The following is a 25352-nucleotide window of genomic DNA, read 5'->3' on the forward strand; positions in this document are numbered from 1 at the left end:
ATGAGTGGAAAAGCAAAGTCACTTGCCGATCAGGCATATGAGACGATCAAACAGAATATATTGAACCTGACGTATCCGCCGGGCATGCCTTTGACTGAGGCGAAGCTCGCAGAGGAACTGGGGATGAGCCGGAGTCCGGTACGTACCGCGCTTCGCATGCTGCAGACAGATGGACTTATTGTGACTGATTATTATAAATCTATGACGGTCAAAGAGATTACCGAAGAGGATATTAATCAGATTTATCAGTTAAGAGAATTGATAGAGCTTCCGGCGTTTAAGCTGATTTTTGATTCAGAAAAATATGAAGAATTCTCTTACCGTATCGAGGAAAAGGTAGTGCGCATGTGTGCGGTAGCATCCGATCCATTTGCATGGGAGATTGCGGATATTGCATTTCATATGGAAATTGTAAGTATCTATGAAAATGAGCGGATCGATCGGATTTATCATAATAATCTGTCGGAGCTTACTCGTATGGGTGTGCATTCGGTCAAGAATGGCATGGAGATCCAGCAGACGAATGACCATTTGAAGGATCTTGTGGAGTATATGCGTCAGGGAGATTATGAACATGCAGTAAAGATATTGAAGGATGATCATTTTGGTACAGGAAGAACGACTGCTATGTCAAAATGATAGCGGTCGTGATACGAAGGAGATAAAGCTATGTACGATTTTATAGTGAATCCGAATGCCAGATCAGGGCTTGGCGGCAGGATCTGGAAAGAACTCGAGCAACTTCTGAAAGAGCAGAAGGCAGAGTATCGGGTACATTTTACTAAATACCAGAGACATGCAAGCCGGATTGCGGAAGAGATTACCACAGATGGGGAAGAACACACCATTGTGGTACTTGGCGGTGACGGTACGGTAAATGAAGTGCTGAATGGAATTACCGAATTGTCTAAGGTGACGATGGGATATATTCCGATGGGTTCCAGCAATGATTTTGCCAGATATTTTAAGATGGCAGCAGAACCTGCGGAATGTCTGACACGGATATTGCATCCTAAGAAAATAGTGGATATGAATGTGGGAATCATGTCTTATAAAAATGGTGAAAAGTCCAGACGGTATGCGGTCAGCACAGGAATCGGATTTGACGCGGCTGTATGCCATCAGGCGGTCATTTCTAAGATGAAGGTATTCTTAAATAAGATTCATCTTGGTAAGCTTACCTATCTTGGAATTGCTCTTTCCCGTATGATTGCATTGCGACCGGGTAAGATGCGGGTCCGTCTGGATGATGGAGAATGGATTGAATACGACAGAGCTTATTTCGCGACAGCGATGAATCATCCGTTCGAAGGTGGAGGATTTAAGTTTTGCCCGGATGCAGATCCGTGTGATGATATCCTGAATGTGACGGTGATATCTGGTTTGCCGAAATGGAAGGTGCTGTGCCTGCTTCCAACTGCATTTAAAGGATGGCATATCCGCTTCAGGGGCATCGATACATATACCTGTAAAAAAGTTGAGATTGACAGCGAGCAGGCATTGCCGGTACATACAGATGGAGAACCGGTATTTCTGCAGCGGAAAATGACAGCAGCATTAGAACTGGACAAGATCAGACTTATTGTTGGATAATTTGAGGAGGCGCAGAAAATGGCAGCAGGATATATTTTTCTCGTGGTGTTATTACTTGGTGTATTGTATCTGCTGTTGATCCGACCAGAGAACCGGAATACAGAAATGGCAGTATATCGGCGCACGATGTTTGCACATCGGGGATATCACAATAAGGAAAAACTGATTCCGGAAAATTCAATGGCCGCATTTCGGGCAGCAGTCGCTCATGGCTATGGTATAGAACTGGATATACATATTACCAGAGATGGAAAAGTGGTGGTATTTCATGATGATACACTGGAGCGGATGTGCGGAGAACATGGCAAGGTAGAAGATTATACATTGGAAGAGTTACAGAAGTTTCATCTGCTGAATACGACAGAGAGGATCCCGGAATTACAGGAAGTGTTGGAATATGTGGATGGCAGGGCACCACTTCTGGTTGAACTTAAGATACCGGGACGGGATCTGAGGGTCTGTGAGGCATCATATGATATTCTGAAGACATACCATGGAAAATATCTGGTGCAGTCATTCAATACATTAGGGTTACAATGGTATCGCAAATATGCACCGGCGATACTGCGAGGTCAGCTTTCGTCCAACCTTACTGCAGATCCATTGAATGATCCATACATACTCCGGTTTCTGGTAAAATATCTGATGCTGAATGTGATTGGAAGACCAGATTTTATTTCTTACAAATTAAAGGATCTTCCGAATTGCAGTGTTCTATTATGCAGATGGCTCTGGAGAATTCCGGTAGCAGTGTGGACACTTCGAACGGAACAGGCACTTCGGCAGGGAAAAGCGAAGTATGATATGTACATTTTTGAAAAAAGCGGAGAAAATTATTAAAAGTTACTACCATAGTATTGACATGCAATTAGCACGGTGTTATATTATAGAAAACGAGTTGTATACAAAATATAGATTTGTATACAATACAACTTTTCTCAAATATTAAGGAGGTAACGTCATGAAATTAGGGTTTATTGGAACTGGTAATATGGCTTCAGCAATTATGGGAGGAATCATTTCAAAAGGAGTTATTCCGGCAGATGAGATTATTGGAGCTGACCTGTTTGCCCCTGGTAGAGAACGTGTAAAAGAGAAATTTGGAATTCATGTAACCGCAGATAACAACGAAGTAGTAGAGAAGGCTGATGTAGTACTTCTGTCAGTAAAACCGCAGTTCTACGCAGATGTTATCTCTGGTATTAAAGATAAGATCAGACCGGATCAGATTGTGATCACAATTGCACCTGGTAAAACACTTTCATGGCTTGCTGAGCAGTTTGGTAAAGATGTTAAGATCGTACGCTGTATGCCGAATACACCGGCTATGGTTGGTGAAGGTATGACTGCTGCATGTCCGAATGAGCATATGACAGAAGAAGAAATCGAATATGTGAAAACACTGCTTTCAAGTTTCGGTCTGGTAGAGATCGTACCGGAGAAGTTGATGGATACTGTTACAGCAGTAAGCGGAAGTTCGCCGGCCTACGTATTCATGTTTATCGAAGCGATGGCAGACGCGGCTGTATTAGATGGTATGCCGAGAGCGCAGGCATATAAGTTTGCAGCACAGGCTGTATTGGGAAGTGCTAAGATGGTACTTGATACAGGAAAGCACCCGGGAGAGTTGAAAGATATGGTATGCTCACCGGCAGGTACTACAATTGATGCAGTACGTGTGCTGGAAGAGTGTGGATTCAGAGGAACAATCATTGACGCTGTTCAGACATGTGCAGAGAAGTCGAGAAGTCTGTAAATAGAAGATTAAGGAATTCAGAAAAATTAAGAACCTCAGGATGTGGCCTGAGGTTCTTTCGTTATACTTAAATGACAGGTTCATGCATCAGCTTGCGTGCCTGTCTGGTCTGCCTGGCATAGACCAGCTGATATAAAATCCCATCCATTACCAGAGCGGCTGCTACATCTGTTACTGAATGCTGCTTCAGAAACATGGTAGAAAGCACAATGATAAATGAGAGGATTCCGGCGGCAATTCGGATGCCGTGTTTATCCTTTAGTGCCGGCGTACGGTTCAATGCCATGCACATACCTACGGAGAGGAATACATGCATGCTTGGCAATACATTGGTCGGTGTGTCTGTAGAGTAGACAATCTTTACAAGATCAACAAATACATTATCGTGAACAAAGATGGTTGGGCGTAATGCCAGGCCATTTGGAAATATTGTACAGATGATCAGAAAAATGGTCATACCGCTGATTGCAAATCTGGCTGCCTGCAAGAACCCTTTTTTGTCCTTGAAAAAAAGAAAACATGCACCGGCTGCAAGATATACGAACCATAGCAGATAAGGAACGATAAAATACTCCACAAATGGTATATAATCGTCCAGTGGTGAATGGATCAGATAAAAATCAGCAGTCACATGGCGTTCCAGATATGTGAACCATGGCATGTAGATCAGTGCATACAACAGTACCCACACATGATTATATTTTTTAAACAGTTCTTTTAACTTCTTCATGAAAATACACCCTTTCGATGTGTATGGTATAAGATTAATATATTTCAAACTCATAGGATTATAACACGAAAAAATTGAATCAACAACCGACTTTACAAGGAATTAATAAAATCTTTTGAAACAGGACAGGTGTAAGAACTCCGTATCCTTTGCGTTGATTTTGCATAAGTGACGTGTTACAATTGATTCAATATGTGATCCGATATGGATAGAAATAAAGAAATAAAAAAGCGAGGTATATAAAATGGCAAATCCAATCGTAACTTTTGAAATGGAAAATGGCGATATTATGAAAGCAGAACTGTATCCGGAGATTGCACCGAATACGGTCAATAACTTTATCTCATTGGTAAAGAAAGGATTCTATGATGGATTGATCTTTCACCGTGTCATTAATGGATTTATGATTCAGGGCGGATGCCCGGACGGAACCGGTATGGGTGGCCCGGGATACCAGATCAAGGGCGAGTTTTCTCAGAATGGCGTGAAGAACGACCTGCTTCACACAGAGGGGGTGTTGTCTATGGCACGAGCTATGCATCCGGATTCAGCAGGTTCCCAGTTCTTTATCATGCATAAGAACTCGCCGCATCTTGACGGACAGTATGCAGCATTTGGTAAGATTATTGAAGGTATGGATATTGTGGATAAGATTGCAACAGTACAGACAGATTTCAGAGATCGTCCGCTTCAGGAGCAGAAAATGAAAAAAGTAACAATAGATACACAGGGGACTGAGTATCCGGAGCCGGAGAAGGCATAAGACTGTTACGTGAATAAAGAGAAGGAGGCTGAAACTATTATGAAGAAAATGGTTCAGACCGATGACCTGATATTTGAATATGCAAAGAGAGACGAAGAAGGCAATGTGATCGGTAACTACCGCGCTATTGATCAGGTGAATCTGGAAGTGGAAGAGGGGCAGTTTATTGCTGTGTTAGGGCATAATGGCTCCGGAAAATCGACGCTGGCGAAACACCTGAATGCGATTCTGGTGCCGACAGAAGGTACAGTGTGGGTAGATGGAACGAATACCAGTGATCCAAATGAACTGTGGAATGTAAGGCAGTCAGCGGGGATGGTATTTCAGAATCCGGATAACCAGATCATCGGGACGGTGGTAGAAGAAGATGTGGGATTCGGACCAGAGAATTTGGGTGTGCCGACGGATGAGATCTGGAAACGCGTGGAGGACAGCCTGAAAGCAGTCGGAATGATCAGCTACAGACATCATTCGCCGAATAAGCTGTCCGGCGGTCAGAAGCAGCGTGTAGCGATTGCGGGAGTCATTGCCATGAAGCCGAGATGCATCGTGCTGGATGAACCGACTGCGATGCTGGATCCGAACGGACGAAAGGAAGTCCTTCGTACTGTAGAGGAACTGCGCAAAAAAGAGAAGGTTACGGTAATACTGATTACGCATTATATGGAAGAAGTGATTGATGCAGATAAAGTATTTGTCATGGATCACGGACATGTGGTAATGGAAGGAACACCGCGGGAGATATTTTCGCAGGTGGATACATTGAAAAAGTATCGGCTGGATGTGCCACAGGTGACCATACTTGCAGATGAATTGAAAAAACGCGGACTGGATATTCCAGCCGGGATTTTGAGGAAAGAAGAATTGGTAGAAGCGATATGTCGATTAAAATAGAACATTTGAATTATGTATATAGTGAAGGTACGGCGTATGAGAAACAGGCACTCAAAGATATCTGCCTGGAGATTCCGCATGGGGAATTTGTAGGTGTGATCGGACATACGGGATCCGGTAAGTCTACGCTGATCCAACATCTGAATGGTCTGATCAGGGCTACGAGTGGAGCATTGTACTATAACGGAGAGAATATTTACGAAGACGGTTATAATATGAAAGCGCTTCGCAATCAGGTGGGACTGGTATTTCAGTATCCGGAGCATCAGCTGTTTGAGGTGGATGTGCTGTCGGATGTATGCTTTGGACCGAAGAACCAGGGGCTTTCTAAGGAAGAATGCGAGAAGAGAGCCAGAGAGGCACTGAAGCTTGTAGGCTTAAAGGAAAAGTACTATGATGCATCGCCGTTTGAACTGTCCGGCGGACAGAAGCGGAGAGTGGCAATCGCAGGCGTACTTGCCATGGAACCGCAGGTGCTGATCTTGGATGAGCCGACCGCAGGACTTGATCCGAAAGGTCGTGATGAGATTTTGGATCAGATTGCATATCTTCATAAGAAAAGAAATCTGACGGTTATTCTGGTGTCCCATAGTATGGACGATATTGCAAAATATGCAGATCGCATTATTGTAATGAACCAGGGCGAAGTGATGTATAACGATGTGCCGAAAAAAGTATTTGCGCACTATAAAGAACTGGAAGAGGTCGGACTTGCAGCGCCACAGGTGACTTATATCATGCATGAACTGAAAGCACATGGCTTGAATGTGAATACAGAGGCGACTACGATCGAAGAAGCCGCAGACAGTATTATGGAGGTGATGGCTCATGATTAGAGATATTACCATTGGACAATACTATCCGGCGAAAAGTGTACTGCACCGTCTGGATCCGAGAGTAAAGCTGGTGGCAACACTGTTGTATTTGATTTCGTTATTCTTATTTAAGAACATTCTGGGATATCTTGTGACGACAGTATTCCTGATAGCCATTATAAAGCTGTCAAAAGTGCCATTCCGCTATATCATGCGGGGTATGAAGCCGATTATGATGTTACTGTTAATCACGTTGTTGTTTAACCTTTTCCTTACGAGGGAAGGAGACGTGCTGTTCCATGCGTGGATTTTTACAATTACAGAAGGTGGTTTGCGTACAGCAATCCTGATGGCAATCCGCCTGGTGTATCTGATCACAGGGTCTTCATTGATGACGTTTACTACGACACCGAATGAACTGACAGACGGCATTGAGAGTCTGTTGAAGCCATTGAATAAGATTCATGTGCCAGTGCACGAGATTGCAATGATCATGTCGATCGCGCTGCGCTTTATCCCGATTCTGCTGGAAGAGACAGATAAGATTATGAAAGCGCAGATTGCCAGAGGTGCAGATCTGGAAAGTGGTAATATGATCCAGAAGGCAAAGAGCATGGTGCCGATCCTGGTGCCGTTATTCGTATCTGCATTCCGAAGAGCCAACGATCTGGCCATGGCAATGGAAGCGAGATGTTACAGAGGTGGTGACGGACGTACCAAGATGAAGCCTCTTCATTATACTGGAGTTGACCGTACAGCGTATGTACTGGTGATCTTTTATGTGGCAGCAGTTGTAATAATAGGAAGATGTGTTCCTTTCCATGTATGGATTTTCTAAATGATCTGGGAGAGAACAGATATATGAAAAGAATCAAACTGACGGTAGCTTACGACGGAACCGACTATTGTGGATGGCAGGTTCAGCCCAATGGAGTTACCATCGAAGAAATACTAAACCGGGAGATCAGCGGTCTGACAGGAGAAGAGATCCGAGTGATCGGAGCCAGCAGAACAGATTCGGGCGTGCATGCGCTTGGCAATGTTGCGGTATTTGACACAAAATGTTCGATTCCCGCTGAGCGGTTTGCTTATGCTTTGAATCGGAGAATGCCGGAGGATATTGTAATTGTTCGATCTGAACAGGTGGCAGATGACTGGCATCCACGCTATCAGGATGTGATTACAAAGACATATGAGTATCACATTTACAATGCGTCTGTGCCGAATCCCATGAAACGTCGGACATCTACATTTGTATCCTTTCCACTGGACATAGACCAGATGCGGAAAGGAGCATCTTATTTGATCGGAGAGCATGATTTTGTAAGCTTTTGCAATGTCAGAACGAATACGTCCGATACGGTCCGTACAGTGTATGATATTATGATCGATCAGAATGGCGAGGATATCTGTATCCGGATTACGGGAAATGGGTTCCTCTATAATATGGTCAGGATTATAGTCGGAACACTGATCCGTGTGGGGAGAGGTTTTTACACACCAGAACGGGTGAAGGAGATCCTGGAAGCCGGAGAGCGTACGGAAGCCGGAGTGACGGCACCACCACAGGGGTTGGTGCTGGTAGAGATACGGTATGGTAATGAAAATGAAAATGAATAATGTGTAGCGGATAGACTGTGTGAGAATGCACAGTCTATTTTACATTGATTTAAATCAAATTTTACATTTTGTTAAAGTTAACGTAGACTTCTGTAGAAAGTGATGGTATATTAAAAATTGACAAAGTAGGAATATTCATAGAATAGAAGGATAATAAAGCGGCTATGTTATATAGTCGGGGAGGACGTTATGGATATATTTTCGATGGTACTGTCACTGCTTAGTGGAGTTGCGTTATTCTTATTTGGTATGCAGCTTATGGGTGACGGTCTGAAAATGGTTGCGGGAGACAAGCTTGAGTCTTTTCTCTATAAAATGACCAACACATCTCTGAAAGGAGTAGCACTTGGAGCCGGAGTGACATCAGTCATCCAGTCGTCATCAGCGACGACGGTTATGGTAGTCGGATTCGTTAACTCAGGTATGATGAAGCTGAGACAGGCAATCGGTATTATCATGGGTGCCAATATCGGTACCAGTATTACCGGATGGATTCTGTGTCTGTCTTATATTAATGGTTCCAGCGGAATTGCCAAGGTCTTATCGACAGCAACGATCAGTGCGGTAGTAGCAATCGTTGGTATTGTCATGAAGATGGTATCCAAGAGAACCGTATACCGTAATGTGGGTAATATCATGCTTGGTTTTTCCATTCTGATGTTTGGTATGCAGACTATGAGCGGGGCTGTGGCACCGCTGAAGGAAAGCGAAGCATTTACAAATATGCTGACTATGTTTTCTAATCCGTTAGCAGGTATTCTGCTCGGTATTGCGTTTACCGCAATTTTGCAGAGTGCATCAGCAGCAGTTGGTATTCTGCAGGCATTGTCTGTGACCGGATCATTGACATTTGCGACTGCATTCCCGATCATACTGGGAATCGGTGTTGGTGCAGCCTGTCCGGTATTGATCTCTGCGATCGGTGCCAATAAGAACGGACAGAGAACAGCATTGGTATATCTGATCAATGACTTGTTTGGTATGGTGATCTGGGGAACTGTTTTTTATGTAAGTAATATATTTGTACACTATCCATTCCTGGATATGACTATGAGTCCGGTTGCGATCGCGATTATTAATACCGCATTCCGTGCAGCAACTGTATGTGTACTGTTTGGATTTATTCCGAAGATTGAGAAGTTAGTATGTAAGCTGATCAAGGACAGCCCGGAGGATCTGGAGGACATGGCAGACAGCGCAGATTTTGATCTGTTGGAAGAACGTCTGCTTGCATATCCGGCTCTTGCTATCGGACAGTGCCGTCGTGTGCTGCGCGGCATGTCTAAGAATGTGCGTAAGAATGTTGGGCGTGCACTGGATCTGGTAGATGGATATGAACGTGAACGTTATAATAAAGTTCAGAGCAAGGAAGAATTGATTGATAAGTACGAGACGAAAATCGGTGAGTATTTGATACAGCTTACCAAGCGTGAGATGAACACGGCACAGACCAGACAGGTATCACTGTATCTGCATATCATTAGCGATCTGGAGCGTGTGGGCGATTATGCATCCAATGTGGCCAGAGTGACCAATGAGATCAATGAAAGTAATATTGAATTATCTAAAGAAGCCATTGGGGAACTGGATGTGATCATGGGAGCGGTTCGTGAGACAGTAAGCCTGACAGAGACGACTCTTCGAGAGCGTGAAGAAGAAGGTGCATTCCGTGTCAGATCCCTGTCTTTGGTGGTAGCAGCGCTGGCAGAAGAGATGAAGATGCGTCACGTGACCAGATTGAGCCACGGAGACTGTGAACTGAGACAGGGTACAGCGTTTAATGAATTACTGAACAGCTTTGAACGTATTACAGCGCATTGTACCGGTGCGGTTACAGCAGTGATCAAGATGGAAGAGAATGATCCGAATATGCATATTCATTCATCTATTCTGGATGAAGAACAGGATATGCAGACCAAGGAGAAAATGCTTGCACAGGTGAAGACACACAAACCGATTCTGGATGAGTACCGCAGGAAGTATAGTATTGATTAATTGATGGTGCATTGCCAGACGGTGAACGGAATAGAAGGTCTTGACAAGAGGCTGGAAATCAGTTAATCTTTTAAACAATAGTGGAAAAGCGAAGAAGAGAAAAAGTAACATTGCTTGCACCCATACAGAAAGTTGCCGGTTGATGAGAGGCGCATGAAGGAAAGCAGTGTGAATACATCTCGGAGCTGCACATCGAAAGAATCTCAGATAGATATGAAAAGGTGGAATCTGATGTGAGATTTAAGTAGACTGTGACGCTGGCGCACGTTACGCGCAGAAGCTGTGAAAGCAGCCACAGAGGCTGTCAGTGTGAACTGATGGTGAATTAAGGTGGTAACACGGAGTATAGACCCGTCCTTATCGAGAGATAAGGATGGGTTATTTTTAATAAAAAAGGAGAAGATTATGGGTATTTATGAAGAACTTCAGGCGCGCGGACTGATCGCGCAGGTGACTGATGAAGAGAGAATCAGAGAACTGGTTAACAATGGAAAGGCAACATTTTATATTGGCTTTGACCCGACGGCGGACAGTCTGCATGTAGGTCATTTCATGGCATTGTGCTTGATGAAGAGACTGCAGGAAGCAGGAAATAAGCCAATTGCATTGATCGGTGGTGGTACAGGATATATCGGAGATCCGTCTGGAAGATCTGATATGAGAAGCATGATGACGCCGGAGCAGATTCAGCACAATTGCGACTGCTTTAAGAAGCAGATGAGCAAGTTTATCGATTTTTCAGAAGGCAAGGCGCTGATGGTTAATAATGCTGACTGGCTTCTGGATCTGAACTATATCGATGTACTGCGCGAGGTCGGACCACACTTCTCAGTTAATCGTATGCTGACAGCAGAGTGTTACAAGCAGAGAATGGAAAAGGGACTCAGCTTCCTGGAGTTTAACTACATGATCATGCAGGCATATGACTTCTATGAGCTGTTCCAGAATTACGGATGTAACCTGGAGTTCGGTGGTGATGACCAGTGGAGCAATATGCTGGCAGGTACAGAATTGATTCGTCGTAAGCTTGGCAAGGATGCGAGCGCGATGACCATTACGCTGCTTCTGAATTCAGAAGGCAAGAAGATGGGCAAGACACAGAGCGGCGCTGTGTGGCTTGATCCGGAGAAGACATCTCCGTTTGAGTTTTATCAGTACTGGAGAAATGTAGGAGACGCTGACGTGCTCAAATGTATCCGCATGCTGACATTCCTTCCGTTGGAAGAGATTGACAAGATGGACAGCTGGGAAGGTGCGCAGCTTAATACAGCAAAAGAGATTCTGGCTTATGAGCTGACAAAACTGGTGCACGGCGAAGAAGAAGCTGAGAAAGCACAGGCAGCAGCGAAAGCATTGTTCAGTCAGGGTGCAGCAGCAGACATGCCGACAACAGAACTGACATCAGAGGATCTGACAGACGGAAGCATCGATATCCTGAGTATTCTTGTAAAGAGTGGTCTGGTTCCATCAAGAGCAGAAGCAAGACGTGCTGTACAGCAGGGCGGTGTAACTGTTGAAGGCGAGAAGGTCGGAGATATCAAGACTTCTTATACAGCAGATACATTGGGAGAAGGTCTGGTAGTAAAGAAAGGCAAGAAGAACTTCCGTAAAGTAGTAATGAAATAAGATGCCAGTGAAAAGTGCGGAGTGATCCGCAGGCATCTGCTGATATATGTATGAAATGAGGCTGTGATTAATCAAACACTTTTGATTAGTAATCAAAACGAATGATTAGTCACAGCCTCGTGTTATATATAGTTGCCTACAGCAGGTATGTTTTTAGAATTTCAGATAATTTACACTGTAAGGTGCCATGTCAAATTGTCCGGTCAACGTTATCACATTACCGCTTAAAAGCTCTGTTGCTGTGCCATTCAGATCACCATGGTAAGCAGTGTAATGATCACCGGAAGCATTAATTGCCACCAGAATCCGTTCTTTTTCAGAAGCGCGTTCAAAGATTAACTGATGGTTGGTCAGAACTACATTGCGGTAACCGCCATTGCACAGACCATCACTCAATTGCCGTATGACAATCAGCTTCTCAATAAATTCTGTCAGTTCATTTGGCTTTGGTGCATCAAAACACGGTCGCAGAGCATAATCATTGTCTGGTGCTTTTGTACCTTCTTCACCCCATTCACTGCCATAATAGAGACATGGAATGCCAGGCATGCCCATTAACAGACCATAAGCCGGGCGTATATGTTCTTTGTTCGTCAGAATGGAAGCAAGTCGGGTGACGTCATGGTTGTCTACAAAGTTCATCAGATGCTTGCCGCGGTAAATGCACCATGGGTCCGGGCCGTATTGGCGGTGCAGCGAATGTGCGATCTCGAACATATTCATAGAATTGAAACTGGAGTAGATGCCCTTGTAGCATTCGTAGTTGGTGCAGCTGTGCAGCATTTCATCATTCACGATCAGATTATAATCACCGAATAAAACTTCTCCGATCAGTGCAAAGTCTGGTTTGAGCTCGGTGGTAAAATGTCGGAGACTGCGCATAAAGTTGTGATCCAGGCTGTACGCCACATCCAGACGGAGTCCGTCAATGTCAAATTCTTCAATCCATCCGCGCACGCAGTCCAGCAGATAATCGGTTACGGTCGAATTCTGAAGGTTCAGCTTCACCAACTCATAATGTCCTTCCCAGCCTTCGTACCAGAAGCCATCGTCGTAGCAGCTGTTGCCGTCAAAGCTGATGTGAAACCAGTCTTTATATGGAGAATCCCATTTCTTTTCCTGCACATCGCGGAATGCCCAGAATCCTCGTCCTACATGATTGAAGACGCCATCCAGCACGATGCGGATACCATGCTCATGAAATGTGTGGCAGACATCTGCAAAATCTTTATTCGTGCCGAGACGACAGTCAATCTTACGGAAATCTCTGGTGTCGTAGCCATGATTGTCTGAATCAAAGATCGGATTCAGCAGGATGGCATCAACACCAAGTTCTTTTAAATAATCAGCCCATTCTCCGATCTTGAGGATGCGAGAAGTACAGATGCCGTCATTGGCATATGGTGCACCGCAGAAGCCAATCGGATAGATCTGATAAAATACACTATTATAAGCCCACATATAATAACCTCTTTTCAAATAATTAGTAATTAGTAAATGACTAATGAATTCACACGCTTAAGTTCAGCGAGCGTCGATTTGTCGGAAATGATCAGTTCATCACGAAGTGCATCATCCATAGGAAGTGGATTTAGCGAAAAAATGACTTTGATTGCATAAGGGTTGCGCAGCGATTGAGAAAGCGCGATTAACAGACCTGTAGTTGTGTTCTTAAGCGAAAAAGTTGCTTTGGCGCAAATAGACAGATCATCACTTTCGTTATATGGATTTTTGCAGTAAATATTGGTAATGAAATCGTGAACAAACATGGTGCCCTTGTAGATATATTGTGCATCGGTATAGTTATATTCATCAGCGACATCATAATAAAGGACGATATCATCATAATCCTGTTCGAGATTGGTCTGCACTTCCATTACACAAGGGTAGATTTTCCGGTCGATTGCAAAATACTGATACATATAGAAAATATTGGAACGTCTGAAGAAACTGCGCTCATCAGTTTTTTCAATCTTAGGCTTGCCGGGTTTCTGGTAATCTGTCAGTTGATTCACGGATATATTGAGCGCATCTGCAATTTCAAATAGCACAGAAACATTGAGTGCAAGTCTCGCATTTTCATATTTGGAAATGGTGGATGGACTTACATGAAGTTTGCGTGCCAGAGTATCTATTGTCATATGTTGTCTGGTGCGGTACATACGGATTCTCTGCGCAACGTGTTCTGCCGGTGTGTGCGTCATGTCGACTGTCATATAATCACTCCCTTATAGATAGATATTTACAATAATTCCCTGTGGAAATAGATATTTATAATAACTAATATACCATATATTTCCAAAAAGGAAAGAATATTTTGAAATAATAAATACAATAAATGGCAAAATATAATATTTTCTAAAAATAATATATTTCGTTCCAATATGGATAAAAAAATATTGAAACATTCCTTAGAGGAAAGAAATGCCGGTTTGCGAAGTACAGAATAGAATGATAATCTTTTATCAAGATAAATCCTGAGTTGCGCATAAGGATTTTGTATATTGCGATAAGTAGTTTGACAGATGACAAGAGAGAAAGGGTGATTATATGGAAACACGTGGTTATAAACAGAATCGAATTGTTATCATGTTAGTTGCATTAGCGGGAATGAGTGTATACCTGCTTCCATATTTCCGTTACTATTATTACGATGCGTATGTTTCATATTTTGGAATTAATGACCTGCAGATGGGAACGCTGGGAAGCATCTATGGTGTACTTGCAATTGTAGGCTACTGTCTTGGCGGCTGGATTGCAGACCGTGTATCCCTGAAGCTTGCAATTTCAGGATCGTTGGTAGTAACAGGACTTGGAGCATTTGTACTTCTTCTGAAACCGGCGTTTCCAATTCATGTAGGAATTTATGCATTGTGGGGCGTAACTTCTATCATGACATTCTGGAATCCATGTATGAAAGCATTACGTGCGCTGTCTAAAGCAAGTGAGCAGGGACGAGGCTATGCACTATTTGATATGACAAGAGGTATCTTGAATTTCCTCTCAGGACTTGTAATTCTGGCGGCATTTACAGCAGTTACAAAAAAAGTTGGCGAAGCCAATGGAATGACCGGATTGATCCTCTTCTATGGTATTAAGGCAATTATTGTTGGTGTGGCCGTATACTTCGCATTGCTGAAGCATCTTCCGAAGTCATTGGATTCCAATACGGAGAAGGATGCAAGCTTTGGAAAGAATGTGTTAAAAGCATTGAAGATGCCTACCACATGGTGTGTAATCGTTATCATGTTCATGACCTAGGCGTTATTATTACATATAATTATGTAGTACCTTATTGTACCGCAGCATTTGGAATGTCAGCAGCACTTGCGGCTATCATGGGATATGCGGCCAATGGATTCCACTTTGTGGGATGTGCAATTGGTGGACAGATTGCTGATAGAAAAGGTCTTTCAACGATGATGCTGGCGGATGTTATCCTAATGATTGTTGGTGTCGCAGGTATTCTGTATACACCGCGTTCTATGAAATTCATGTGGATGTTGATTATCAGTATTGCACTGTTGTGTATGTTCATGTACAGTGCACAGGCATTGCATTACGCAGTACTTGAAGAAGGCGAGTATCCAGTAGAAATTATGGGTGCAGTTACATTTATCATTTCACCATTAGGATACAGTGCAGAAAGTATTATGCCGCTGTACAATGGTTGGTGTCTGAATCACTTTTCAGGACTGGAAGGATATGAGATGATCTTTAAGACATTTATCGGTATGTTGTGTATTGCGATTGTAGCGATTCTGATTTTCCGTAAGCTGACAAAGGAACGTCGTACGGAAATGGCAGAGATGCGTAAGAAAGGTGAAGAAGCGAACTAGCTTCATAGAACTGTGAAAAGAATGCAAAAGGAGGTAACAGATTATGATGAACAAAGAGAGATTTACAAGAGTTGTGGAAGAAATGAAGCGACAAGGACTTACGCAGATTCTGATTGCGGATGATCCGGCTATCTTCTGGCTGACTGGTCGTATCGTGAACCCAATGGAGCGTTGCGGCGCAATCTTGTTGAAGGATGACGGAGAAGTTCATGCATTTATGAACAATCTGTTTTGCTTCGAACCAATTGACGGAATGACCATGCACTATTATGCAGATGGAGAGAATCCATACAAACTGATTGCGGACGAACTGGCACCAGGTAAGATTGGATTTGATAAGAACTGGGCATCTAAGCATACTATTTCTGTATTAAAAGAACGTGACGATCTGATCCCGGTACTTGGCTCTGATCCGATTGATATCTGCAAGTCACACAAGGATGAGGCAGAAAAAGAAGCACTTCGTCACGCGGCAAGTATTAACGATATGGCAGTAGAGTTTGGTATTAAACATATTGATCCGAGTCTGGATGAGTTGACACTTTCTAATATGATCGAAGAGTTCTTTGAGGAGCATGGAGCTGTTCAGGATATGCAGTTACAGTATGTATGTTATGGCAAAAATGCAGCAGAACCACATCATGGAGCTGTTGCAGGTGAGATGCTGAAAGAGGGAGACGCAGTATTATTTGACCTGTGGGCACCGATCAATAATTACTGGTGTGATATGACCCGTACCGTATTTTATAAGAGTTGCAGTGAAGAACATCGCAAGGTATATGAGATTGTAAAGGCAGCTCAGCAGGCAGCGATTGATTTTGTAAAACCTGGCGTAAAGATGTCCGATGTAGACGCAGTTGCGCGTAAAGTTATTACAGATGCCGGATATGGAGAGTATTTCCTGACCCGTACCGGACATGGAGTTGGAATGACAGTTCATGAGCCACCGGAGGCAAGTCCATCCTGTGATTTGATTGCTGAACCGGGAATGTGCTTCTCTATTGAACCTGGTATTTATCTGAAAGACGACGTCGGAGTTCGTATTGAAGATCTTGTAATTGTAACAGAGGATGGATGTGAAGTGTTGACCAGGTATCCTAAGAATCTTCAGATCGTAGGAAATGATTGATTCTACTAAAGGTTTATTAGCTTCATATAGAAAGAGCCTGTGACTTATCCATATGGGAGAGCTACAGGCTCTTTCTGTATGAAAAGTATGGGAAAAAGTATGGGAAAATGCTTGACACACCGGGACACGTATAATATAATAAATCAGTATGACGATGAGAGAAACAGAATGCTCCAAAGCCCCGGAGGCTTCTGATTTCGATAGAGTTAATTGTTAAATAAGCAATGTAATGAATCACAGGAGGGAAACCAATGAAAACTTATATGGCTAATCCAGATAAGATTGAAAGAAAATGGTATGTAGTTGATGCAGCAGATTGCACATTAGGACGTCTGGCATCAGAAGTAGCAAAGGTTTTAAGAGGAAAGAACAAGCCGGAATTCACACCGCATGTTGATACAGGTGACTACGTAATCGTAGTTAACGCTGAGAAAGTTAAAGTAACTGGTAAGAAAATGAGCCAGAAGGTATATTACAATCACTCTGACTATGTTGGAGGAATGAAAGAGACTACTCTGGCAGAGATGATGGAGAAGAAGCCAGAACGCGTTATCGAGCTGGCTGTTAAGGGAATGCTTCCAAAGGGACCTCTGGGAAGATCTATGATTAAGAAGCTTCATGTATATGCAGGACCGGAGCACGAGCAGCAGGCTCAGAAGCCGGTTGAACTGAAATTTTAATTAGGATGGTCGAAAGGAGGATATAACAGTGGCTACAGCAAAATTCTACGGAACAGGAAGAAGAAAAAAATCAATCGCAAGAGTATATCTTGTACCTGGAACAGGTAAGATTACAATTAATAAAAGAGATATCGATGAGTATCTTGGACTTGAAACTCTGAAAGTTATCGTTCGTCAGCCATTAGTACTGACAGATACAGAAGGTAAATTCGATGTAATCGTTAACGTAAAGGGTGGCGGTTACACAGGACAGGCAGGAGCAATCCGCCATGGTATTTCAAGAGCACTTCTTGAGGCAGATGCTGATTACAGACCAGTGCTTAAGAAAGCCGGATTCCTGACACGTGATCCACGTATGAAAGAACGTAAGAAGTACGGTCTCAAAGCAGCTCGTCGTGCTCCACAGTTCAGCAAACGATAATTCAATCGAATATCACAAAAGAGCAAATTTCCCCGAAAACATCGAGTTTTCGGGGATTTCTTTATATTCCGATAAATCTATCAGACACCACAAAAACACACGAAATTTCAACGGTAACTAACAAATAACTAACAGGTAACTAACACGGAAAACCTTGTCTTGTGTAAGACATTGAAAGTCTTATGTAAGACACATTTTGCAATAAAAAAAGGACGAATCAATCGCCCTTTTCGTTGCAGTATTCAATGATACATGACCGGACATCCTTTTTCGTCCGGCAATGGCAGGAATGACCGTCCTTGAAAATGATGTCATATCCGTCGTGCATGTTTCCGGTGATTCCAGAAATCATTTCTCTGTTCTTTTCTGCAATCTGCATTGTATCAAATAAACCGCATTGGTCTTTTCTGACAAGGTCTTGCATGTACGCATTGACCGACATCCCTTTACTGGATGCAAGAGCCTTGATGATGTCTTTCATGCCTTTAGGTACAACGAGATTGATTCGTTCGTAATGCTCACGCCCGAAATTGTTTTTGTATTCAGTTCTATTCATGGCACACCTCTATATTTTGTTGATAGCGTCAATCAGTTCCTCGATTTCAAAATGTGTATATACGACCTCTGTCACACCCTGCCCTTTATGACCGACAATTTTCTTGATGACCTTGTCTGACACTCCGGCAACCGTCAACATGGAAATGCATGTGTGACGGGTATCGTGAGGGCGGTGTTTCATTCCGAGGGTCTCAATAAGTGGCGACCAGTACGAATCATAATAATTCCGGTATTTGAAATGTTCGCCCTCCGGAGTAGAGAGGAGATATTCGCAATCATTGAGGTTGTACCAGTATTCAAAGAACGGATAAACCTTTTCGGAGATTGGAGCAGTACGGATTCCGGCAGCAGTTTTCGAGGCGACAATCTTGAAATATCTTTCCTCAAGGTTCACATTTTCTTTCTTGAGGTCGAGGAGTTCGCCGATTCTGCATCCGGTATATATCAACATGAGGATGACAGTATAATATATATTTGAATCCTTGACATCCCATAATTTCGCAACCTCTGTTTTTGAGAACGGTTCACGGTTGTATGCGTTGGGATTGCCCGCCTTTTTAATGTCGAGGTATTCGACAAGGTTTCGTTCTTTTGAAATAATCTCATGAATCACAGCGTATTTGTACATCAGACCGAATAATATTTTTAATTTCCGGAGTGTAGGATAATTTTTGCCGGATTCATCAACGACCATTTGCAGGTGGTCGAGTTTTATATCAACAAATCGCATCCGTGCAAGTTTATCACATAACGCCCATGCTGCACGGTAGCCTTTGACGTTGGAATCACTGACAGTCGGAAAATGTTCATCAGACCATCGCTCATATACATCCTCGAATGTAACCTTTGCAGCATTCACATCATAAGGATTTGCATTGAACTCCGCAAGTGCGGTCAATGCCTCTTTGCGGGTCGGGTAATATCCGACGACCGTATATAATTGTTTTGATTTACCTGTTTTCGGGTCGATTTCCCATCCTTTTGTCTTTTTGGCGACATAAGGATTCCGGCGATTTCCCGATAATTTGTAAACCGTTCCGAATCCGTTCGGTAGTTTCATAAAATCACCATCCTAAAAAAGAGTATAAAAAATAAAACCAATGCAAAAAGCACGGTTTTATGATAGAATGGTGTTTGCAGGAACATTCTGTCGGTGCTTTTTGCAGGAGCATGAGACGGAGGTTTCACAAAGGCGATTCACGTTGCAGCGTGGGTCGTCTTTTTTTGTTGTGCATTATTCATTTGCACGGCGTTCTTTTGCGACTTTTCTATACTTGCGACCAATGACGACACATGCGACACCGACCACAACAGCAATTATTCCGGCAACCGGAACAGCAAGCAATAGAATCAATCCTAAAAGTGCAAGGACAGCACCGAGAACAATCATGAGGATTCCGCAAACACTGTATGTATTTGCAGAGTATTCCCTTTTCTGCGGTGCATTTGTTGAACTGGATGCAGCAGGATTTCCGTTTGCAGCCGTCAATCCTTTTGCAATGTCGGACACGCCGACGGTAGTTCTGTTATACACTGCGTTGTATGCTGCCTTTTTCGGGTCGTTGACGATTCCCATTCCCTTTTTACCATAAAGGGGATTGACCGCCTTTTTGACCTGCCGTTTGACTTTTCCTGTTGTTCTTGCCTTAATGCTTTTCTTGATGTTTGGTTTTCTGACACCGTATTTCATGAACACACCTCCGTTTCTTTATAAAATCAACATTCTGTAAACTTTCCTCAAGAGAGGAGGTGAGCAGAATGAAAATCCTTGTGTGGGAAGTGAGAACCTCAAAAGGGTTCACATTGATGGAGTTATCGAAGAAATCCGGAATCGGAAAATCTACGATAAACAACATCGAAAATGGTAAGGTGTCACCGACATTGTTTCAACTTGAAATGATAGCGATTGCATTAGGCGTGAACATCACCGACCTGTTTGAATCCGAATACAAATAATTGTACCATAATGCAGCGGGATTCCGGCAGCAGGAGGAACGATTTCCATGATTATGGAAATCAACCTCGATATTTCCACAATCATGGAAATATATGATACAATGCAATTCGGAAAGGGGGTGGTGTCTCCCTTGAATTACAAAGAGGCTATTGTCGAAATAGTCGGAAAGATACACAGCGAACGCATCCTCAAGAGGATATACAAATTCGTGTTGTATCTCTACACCCATGAGACTGGCAGTTGAAAGACTGTCAGTCTTTTTTTGATGCAAATAAATCTATGATTCTTTGAAATGCTGCGATGTCCTCGTCGTTTGCCTCAAGTAGTGCCTTGAAAAGATTCTTGCGGGCATCGTCCTCACCTACCATGATGCGGTCAATTCTTTCGATGAAATCATCGTCAGTATCAACGAACATCTCACCATCACCAGTAGTCAACCATATATAATCAACATTAAATTCACGGCAGATTGATTTGATAACCTGTTCGGTGATATTACGACCGCCACTCTCTAATAGAGAAATAGAACTCCCTTTCATTCCGATTCGTTCTGCGAAAGCATCTTGAGACAATTTCAAAGTTTTTCTCAATAATTTCAATCTTTCATTCATGAGTTATTCACCTCCTGTGAGACGAATATAACACAAAAACTTTGCAGAGTAAAGAAAAATAATAAAAAAGAGTTGACAATCTTTGCACAGTAAAGTATTATGATTGCAGAGCAAAGAAAACAGGAGGTACAAAACAATGACACGACAGGACTTAGTAAACAAATCAATAGACAAATTAAACACAGTAAAAGAGGCTCTTGAGTTGATAGAAATTCTCGAATATGACGAATGCATCGCAGTTTTGACAGGAACAAAGAATCTCCCATCTGAAATACATAGTGCGTTAATGAGGAGAGGAAAAGAGGCAAACGGAGGAAAGACAACTCTTGCGTTGGCAATGGCAGGAATACAGAACATAGTGAACGAATAAAAGCCGAAACGGGGCAGCAGTCGCCCCGTCAGTGTCCGGACGGCAACCGACACTCTGACGATGGCAAGCCGAAAGGCATCGGGCAGCGATACCGTGGGAAACATGGCAGCGGTCGCACCTGCTACAAAGTGCGTGGATGGTCAACAGGTTTTTCTTGATTTTTTAAGGTGAAAAATCAAAACACGGTGTACATTGCCGGAAAAGAGGTGGACGGGATGAAAAGACCGAGAGAACCACCAACAGGAGGAAACAAGATGAATATAGGACGAATATTGCCGACAGAGGCAGCAGCAATCCTCAATGTGTCACCGCAATTCGTGAGGGTAGCAATGCAACAGGGAAAACTCCCGATTGGAACGGCGGTGCAGATGTCCTCAATTTGGACGTATCACATTTCGGAAAAACTGCTTGCAGATTATTCCGGAAAGAACATAGAAAAAGAGATTGAGCGAATCAGAGGAGGTGTTGAGAATGACGAGAAGTGAGAAAAAGGCAGTGATTGAGAGCATGGCAGAAAAATTCATGAATATCGACGACCTTGAGGGGAAGTCAATGACCATTATGGTGATGTCTGCGTATGCCGAGGGTAAGGCAGCAGGAAAAGCAGAGGAGCGTCGCAGATGGGAACAGAAAGAGGCGGTTGCAGCCGTTTAATGAAAACGCCCCGTCATAATGGCGGGGCAGTACATAGCAGGAGCATGAGAACAAAGAAAAAGGACAACCATTGCAGTGGTCGTCCTTGATTTGACTGATTGTGTCAGTCGCTATCCTTAGAAAATATTATAGCAAATCTGACACGAAAAAGCAACTTGAAAACGACCGGAAAGGTCGGGAAAACAAAGGGTTTTCGGAGGTTTTGTCGTCCTTGTAATAGATACTAACAAGTCTACGAAAACATAACAGGAGGATTGTGTCAGATGGCAAGAAAAAGAGGGATGCAGTTTATCCCGTATGATTATGAGGCAGCATATAACAAAGCAATGGAGGATATGCATGAATGGTTCATTGAGAACCTGTTCCAACATCGAAAGAAAGTAATATATGCACTCAAAGAGATAACAGCAGGAGACCAGTTTGAAATTGAGATATATCCACAGTTCCGGAGTATGGATGAAGTACCTCCGGAGGGGAGGACAATCAAGAAAGACAACAACAAGGCTCAAAAGAATCTGAATGACAAGAACGCAAGGAAATACGTTGAGAGGTTAATCAACGAGAATTTCAGTGACCGTGATATTTGGATGACATTGACCTATGATGACGCACACCTCCCACCGGACGGGGATGTTGATGCAGCAATCAAGAATGTGCAAAAGTACATCCGACGCATCAACTATCAGAGGAAAAAGAGAGGTCTCCCGAACGCAAAATATGTCTATGTGACCGCATACAATCCGGATGCGGAAATCAGATGGCATCATCACATTGTCATGGATGGTGCGTTAGACATGGAGACAGTTGAATCCTGTTGGAAACAGTCAAGCAGGAATGAGGTTCGCAGGTTACAGACAGATGAAAACGGTCTGTCCGGTATGGCGAACTATATCGTCGAAGAAAAGAACCGTGTTCCGTCGGAAAAGAGATGGAACAGTTCGCAGGGATTGAGAGACCCACGAATCAAGGTCGTACACTCCAAACGTCCGGCAGCAGGAGGCAGCTATAAAAAAATAGGGTCATTTGTTGACGGTATGGTCAAAGATAGGGATTCAATACCGGAGATATTAAAAAAGTGGTATCCGGACATGGATTTCACGAACGCAAATGTGTACTATAACGATTTTAACTGCATGTTTTACATACATGCACGAATGAGGAAAAGGAGGCTACAAAGTGAAAAGACGGAAAAGACGGGCAAGACATGCAGGACGACGTGATGCGTTCCATTTGACAATGATTGCGGTATTGATGACGGTGTTGTGCTTGATGATAGTGAATATCAAAGAGCCGGAGCAGACCGAGGAGGAGCAGCCGGAGACGACACATGCGGAAGTGGTACAGAATCCGGAAACAATCGTGCAGACAGCAGAGGAGACCGAAAGCAAATACAAGGTTTTCGATGGCATGTCCGAGGACTGGGGGAGTGATGACCTTGAGGGATTCGTGCTTTATAAGTTACCGGAACAGTATGCGGATAAAGGCTATTTTCCGGAGAAAATGCAGATATACACAAGATGTCTATGCAAGCAAAATGACGTTCCCTATGCCCTTGTACTGGCAATCATCGAGCATGAATCCGGATATGAATTTGACAAGGTCGGAGACGGCGGGCAGTCAAAGGGATATATGCAGATATATGAGAAATGGCACACTGACCGGATGAAACGGTTGAACTGCACCGACCTCATGAACCCATATCAAAATGTGAGGGTCGGGATTGATTTCCTGTCGTACCTGCTCAAGAAATACGGCACGGTGCAGGATGCACTTGCAGCGTACAACTACGGTGAAAAGGGTGCGAGGGAACATTTGTGGAGCAATGGCGTGTATGTCTATTCATACAACAGTGCAATCATGCAGAGAATGAAAGAGATTGAGGAGGTGGTCGGGAAATGAGTTTTGACTGGCGACCGGAATCAAAAGACAGGCATTTCAGAAAAGCCGAGGCAGCAGTCAAGGCAGCGGGATTCGATGACATCCTGCAAATCAGCAAAGAACAGTTTGCAATCACGAAAAGCACGGTCAAGGTGTATTTCAAGCCGATTCCGAGAGAGGGAAAGACCCGCCGATGGTGGGAGGCAAAGAAAAGCATCGCAGGGATGCAGGAGCAGTCCGGAGGGCGTGACGAGTTCGGCAGGAAAAAGAAAACCATTTTTATTCATGCCTATATGGTTTTAGAAATGGAGGAGCAGGACAGGTGAGGGCAGGAAAAATCATTGAAAGAATCAGACACATGCTCAAGGTCAAGGACTGCAAACATGTATGTCTGTTCTGCGAATATTATGACATGTGCAAAGAGGAGGCGAAAGCGAATGAACATGAGATATGCAAAGAGAAGTGAGGACACGGAGCAAATCAACGTCGTGTCATGGGCGGGATGGAACATGAACCGTTATCCGGAATTAAAGTGGTTGTTCCATGTGCCAAACGGAGGCAGTCGAAACAAACAGGAGGCAGTCAAATTCAAACAGATGGGTGTCAAGGCGGGCGTTTCTGATTTGTGCCTCCCGTACCCGAAAGGCTCATACTGCGGGTTATTTGTAGAAATGAAATTCGGGAATAACAGGCAGCAGGACACACAAAAAGAGTTCCTTGCGGATATGGCAGCAGCCGGACATTTTGTTGTAACCTGCTATTCGGCAGAGGAGGCAATCAAGGTCATTGAGGAATATCTGAATTTGTCGGATGCGGTACACATGGAGAGAAATCTGAACATGAGCATCCCGAACAACAGCATCCTCAAGGACGGGAAAATCAAGAATTGAGGAGAAAAGCGATGAAAGTATTGATTGCGTTAGGTATTGCAGCGGTTGTCATGCTTGCGATGGTATTTCTTGCGGTGATTTTATTCGTGGCAGCAGTTGCGGTCGATATAGCGTCCGAATTTATGGACTAAAAAATATAACAGGATAACAGGAGGAAACAACATGAGAATTATTGCGGTAATGTCACCAAAGGGAGGAATCGGAAAAACGACGACATCCGATTCAATCGCCTATATGTTGGGCGAGGAGCAGGGAAAGAGAGTGCTTGTGTTAGACGGAGACCCGCAGGGCGATACATCAAAGACGTTCGGGGTATTTGAACCGGACGGAATCGGAATGAGTGAGCTGCTTGAGAAACATGAATGTGTCGGCGGTACATACAAAACGGGTGATTTGATTCGCCCGACGGAATACTCACACGTTGACATCATTCCGGCGAACGGCTATCTCATGAAAACGGACATGAATTTGCTGCTCAAGTCAGAGTGATGTTGTATCATAAAAGTTGACACCCTATTCTCAAGGATTTTGATATATAATTATAATCAATACGAGAACAGGAGAAATAACCTA

At 43.4% G+C, this 25352-nt stretch carries 33 protein-coding genes and 1 other annotated feature; of the genes, 26 read left to right on the forward strand and 7 right to left on the reverse strand.

The genetic code is table 11. The features are described 5' to 3' along the window. From OCV65_RS03430 to proC, 4 genes are all read left to right on the forward strand, one after another. Positions 1-639, forward strand: a complete 639-nt coding sequence (locus OCV65_RS03430; RefSeq protein ID WP_118452255.1) for a GntR family transcriptional regulator — start codon at positions 1-3, stop codon at positions 637-639. Between the two features lie 30 nt (positions 640-669). Further along, complete coding sequence (locus OCV65_RS03435) at positions 670-1593, forward strand: diacylglycerol/lipid kinase family protein (protein WP_262580943.1); 924 nt, start codon at positions 670-672, stop codon at positions 1591-1593. A gap of 18 nt (positions 1594-1611) precedes the next feature. Beyond that, positions 1612-2433, forward strand: a complete 822-nt coding sequence (locus tag OCV65_RS03440) for a glycerophosphodiester phosphodiesterase (RefSeq protein ID WP_262580944.1) — start codon at positions 1612-1614, stop codon at positions 2431-2433. A 121-nt stretch (positions 2434-2554) separates the two neighbouring features. Next, on the forward strand, positions 2555-3349 hold the full coding sequence (gene proC, locus OCV65_RS03445; RefSeq protein WP_262580945.1) for a pyrroline-5-carboxylate reductase: 795 nt from the start codon (positions 2555-2557) through the stop codon (positions 3347-3349). A 67-nt stretch (positions 3350-3416) separates the two neighbouring features. Here the strand turns inward: proC and OCV65_RS03450 are convergent, their stop codons facing one another. Then, positions 3417-4079, reverse strand: coding sequence for a phosphatase PAP2 family protein (locus OCV65_RS03450; RefSeq protein WP_262580946.1), 663 nt, complete (start codon positions 4077-4079; stop codon positions 3417-3419). 244 nt (positions 4080-4323) lie between these two features. Between OCV65_RS03450 and OCV65_RS03455 the strand changes: the two genes are divergently transcribed. From OCV65_RS03455 to tyrS, 7 genes are all read left to right on the forward strand, one after another. After that, positions 4324-4842 (forward strand): peptidylprolyl isomerase, encoded by a 519-nt coding sequence (locus OCV65_RS03455; protein ID WP_262580947.1) that lies wholly within the window; start codon positions 4324-4326, stop codon positions 4840-4842. A gap of 48 nt (positions 4843-4890) precedes the next feature. Beyond that, entirely contained in the window at positions 4891-5736 is an 846-nt protein-coding gene (locus tag OCV65_RS03460; RefSeq protein WP_416810573.1) for an energy-coupling factor transporter ATPase, read from the forward strand. After that, positions 5721-6572, forward strand: coding sequence for an energy-coupling factor transporter ATPase (locus tag OCV65_RS03465; RefSeq protein WP_262580949.1), 852 nt, complete (start codon positions 5721-5723; stop codon positions 6570-6572). Before OCV65_RS03460 ends, OCV65_RS03465 begins: the two co-directional genes overlap by 16 nt. Next, positions 6565-7389, forward strand: a complete 825-nt coding sequence (locus tag OCV65_RS03470) for an energy-coupling factor transporter transmembrane component T family protein (RefSeq protein ID WP_118382530.1) — start codon at positions 6565-6567, stop codon at positions 7387-7389. The genes OCV65_RS03465 and OCV65_RS03470 overlap by 8 nt, the downstream gene beginning before the upstream one ends. 23 nt (positions 7390-7412) lie before the next feature. Continuing rightward, entirely contained in the window at positions 7413-8171 is a 759-nt protein-coding gene (truA, locus tag OCV65_RS03475) for a tRNA pseudouridine(38-40) synthase TruA (protein ID WP_262580951.1), read from the forward strand. A 189-nt stretch (positions 8172-8360) separates the two neighbouring features. Next, entirely contained in the window at positions 8361-10166 is a 1806-nt protein-coding gene (locus OCV65_RS03480) for a Na/Pi cotransporter family protein (RefSeq protein ID WP_262580952.1), read from the forward strand. 82 nt (positions 10167-10248) lie between these two features. After that, positions 10249-10528 (forward strand) — a binding site (T-box leader). A 43-nt stretch (positions 10529-10571) separates the two neighbouring features. Further along, a complete protein-coding gene (gene tyrS / locus OCV65_RS03485; protein ID WP_262580953.1) occupies positions 10572-11792 on the forward strand; it encodes a tyrosine--tRNA ligase in 1221 nt (406 codons plus the stop codon). A gap of 153 nt (positions 11793-11945) precedes the next feature. Here the strand turns inward: tyrS and OCV65_RS03490 are convergent, their stop codons facing one another. Both OCV65_RS03490 and OCV65_RS03495 read right to left on the reverse strand, forming a co-directional pair. After that, positions 11946-13253: an alpha-amylase family glycosyl hydrolase gene (locus OCV65_RS03490; RefSeq protein ID WP_262580954.1), complete on the reverse strand. Its 1308-nt coding sequence runs from the start codon at positions 13251-13253 to the stop codon at positions 11946-11948. 29 nt (positions 13254-13282) lie between these two features. After that, positions 13283-14008: a helix-turn-helix domain-containing protein gene (locus OCV65_RS03495; protein WP_262580955.1), complete on the reverse strand. Its 726-nt coding sequence runs from the start codon at positions 14006-14008 to the stop codon at positions 13283-13285. A gap of 334 nt (positions 14009-14342) precedes the next feature. Here OCV65_RS03495 and OCV65_RS03500 point away from each other — a divergent pair, with 334 nt between their 5' ends. From OCV65_RS03500 to rpsI, 5 genes are all read left to right on the forward strand, one after another. Beyond that, a complete protein-coding gene (locus OCV65_RS03500; protein ID WP_262580956.1) occupies positions 14343-15053 on the forward strand; it encodes an MFS transporter in 711 nt (236 codons plus the stop codon). Beyond that, positions 15020-15631 carry an MFS transporter gene (locus OCV65_RS03505; protein WP_262580957.1) on the forward strand — a complete coding sequence of 204 codons (612 nt, stop codon included), beginning with the start codon at positions 15020-15022 and terminating at the stop codon, positions 15629-15631. The genes OCV65_RS03500 and OCV65_RS03505 overlap by 34 nt, the downstream gene beginning before the upstream one ends. 43 nt (positions 15632-15674) lie before the next feature. Continuing rightward, positions 15675-16760 carry a M24 family metallopeptidase gene (locus OCV65_RS03510; RefSeq protein WP_262580958.1) on the forward strand — a complete coding sequence of 362 codons (1086 nt, stop codon included), beginning with the start codon at positions 15675-15677 and terminating at the stop codon, positions 16758-16760. A 251-nt stretch (positions 16761-17011) separates the two neighbouring features. Next, complete coding sequence (gene rplM, locus OCV65_RS03515; protein ID WP_262580959.1) at positions 17012-17440, forward strand: 50S ribosomal protein L13; 429 nt, start codon at positions 17012-17014, stop codon at positions 17438-17440. 28 nt (positions 17441-17468) lie between these two features. After that, the gene (rpsI, locus tag OCV65_RS03520) at positions 17469-17861 is read left to right on the forward strand and encodes a 30S ribosomal protein S9 (RefSeq protein ID WP_118382538.1); all 393 of its coding nucleotides are present in this window, start codon (positions 17469-17471) and stop codon (positions 17859-17861) included. Positions 17862-18078: 217 nt separating this feature from the next. Here the strand turns inward: rpsI and OCV65_RS03525 are convergent, their stop codons facing one another. The 3 genes from OCV65_RS03525 to OCV65_RS03535 form a co-directional block, all read right to left on the reverse strand. Next, positions 18079-18417, reverse strand: a complete 339-nt coding sequence (locus OCV65_RS03525) for a hypothetical protein (RefSeq protein WP_022164639.1) — start codon at positions 18415-18417, stop codon at positions 18079-18081. Positions 18418-18426: 9 nt separating this feature from the next. After that, positions 18427-19479: a tyrosine-type recombinase/integrase gene (locus tag OCV65_RS03530; protein WP_262580961.1), complete on the reverse strand. Its 1053-nt coding sequence runs from the start codon at positions 19477-19479 to the stop codon at positions 18427-18429. A 174-nt stretch (positions 19480-19653) separates the two neighbouring features. Beyond that, positions 19654-20109: a DUF3040 domain-containing protein gene (locus OCV65_RS03535; RefSeq protein ID WP_262580963.1), complete on the reverse strand. Its 456-nt coding sequence runs from the start codon at positions 20107-20109 to the stop codon at positions 19654-19656. Between the two features lie 68 nt (positions 20110-20177). Between OCV65_RS03535 and OCV65_RS03540 the strand changes: the two genes are divergently transcribed. Together OCV65_RS03540 and OCV65_RS03545 are read left to right on the forward strand one after the other, a co-directional pair. Then, on the forward strand, positions 20178-20375 hold the full coding sequence (locus OCV65_RS03540; RefSeq protein WP_022164642.1) for a helix-turn-helix domain-containing protein: 198 nt from the start codon (positions 20178-20180) through the stop codon (positions 20373-20375). Between the two features lie 47 nt (positions 20376-20422). After that, positions 20423-20620: a hypothetical protein gene (locus OCV65_RS03545; RefSeq protein WP_118369655.1), complete on the forward strand. Its 198-nt coding sequence runs from the start codon at positions 20423-20425 to the stop codon at positions 20618-20620. A 7-nt stretch (positions 20621-20627) separates the two neighbouring features. Here the strand turns inward: OCV65_RS03545 and OCV65_RS03550 are convergent, their stop codons facing one another. Further along, complete coding sequence (locus OCV65_RS03550) at positions 20628-20987, reverse strand: helix-turn-helix domain-containing protein (RefSeq protein ID WP_262580966.1); 360 nt, start codon at positions 20985-20987, stop codon at positions 20628-20630. Positions 20988-21123: 136 nt separating this feature from the next. On the opposite strand from OCV65_RS03550, the gene OCV65_RS03555 reads away from it, so the two are divergent. The 8 genes from OCV65_RS03555 (at position 21124) to OCV65_RS03590 (ending at position 25268) form a co-directional block, all read left to right on the forward strand. Next, a complete protein-coding gene (locus OCV65_RS03555; RefSeq protein WP_118369653.1) occupies positions 21124-21357 on the forward strand; it encodes a hypothetical protein in 234 nt (77 codons plus the stop codon). Positions 21358-21611: 254 nt separating this feature from the next. Next, positions 21612-21842 carry a hypothetical protein gene (locus OCV65_RS03560; RefSeq protein ID WP_262580967.1) on the forward strand — a complete coding sequence of 77 codons (231 nt, stop codon included), beginning with the start codon at positions 21612-21614 and terminating at the stop codon, positions 21840-21842. Further along, positions 21829-22011: a hypothetical protein gene (locus tag OCV65_RS03565; protein ID WP_227750222.1), complete on the forward strand. Its 183-nt coding sequence runs from the start codon at positions 21829-21831 to the stop codon at positions 22009-22011. The genes OCV65_RS03560 and OCV65_RS03565 overlap by 14 nt, the downstream gene beginning before the upstream one ends. Positions 22012-22274: 263 nt before the next feature. Next, positions 22275-23231 carry a rolling circle replication-associated protein gene (locus OCV65_RS03570; protein ID WP_117800661.1) on the forward strand — a complete coding sequence of 319 codons (957 nt, stop codon included), beginning with the start codon at positions 22275-22277 and terminating at the stop codon, positions 23229-23231. Continuing rightward, complete coding sequence (locus OCV65_RS03575) at positions 23188-23910, forward strand: lytic transglycosylase domain-containing protein (RefSeq protein ID WP_262580968.1); 723 nt, start codon at positions 23188-23190, stop codon at positions 23908-23910. The genes OCV65_RS03570 and OCV65_RS03575 overlap by 44 nt, the downstream gene beginning before the upstream one ends. Next, positions 23907-24215 (forward strand): hypothetical protein, encoded by a 309-nt coding sequence (locus tag OCV65_RS03580; RefSeq protein ID WP_262580969.1) that lies wholly within the window; start codon positions 23907-23909, stop codon positions 24213-24215. The genes OCV65_RS03575 and OCV65_RS03580 overlap by 4 nt, the downstream gene beginning before the upstream one ends. A gap of 111 nt (positions 24216-24326) precedes the next feature. After that, positions 24327-24779 carry a VRR-NUC domain-containing protein gene (locus OCV65_RS03585; protein WP_262580970.1) on the forward strand — a complete coding sequence of 151 codons (453 nt, stop codon included), beginning with the start codon at positions 24327-24329 and terminating at the stop codon, positions 24777-24779. Positions 24780-24941: 162 nt separating this feature from the next. Further along, positions 24942-25268 carry a ParA family protein gene (locus tag OCV65_RS03590; protein WP_262580971.1) on the forward strand — a complete coding sequence of 109 codons (327 nt, stop codon included), beginning with the start codon at positions 24942-24944 and terminating at the stop codon, positions 25266-25268. The last annotated feature ends 84 nt before the right edge of the window (positions 25269-25352 follow it).

The organism is Dorea ammoniilytica (genome assembly GCF_025567415.1).
GTDB classification, from domain to species: domain Bacteria; phylum Bacillota; class Clostridia; order Lachnospirales; family Lachnospiraceae; genus Claveliimonas; species Claveliimonas ammoniilytica.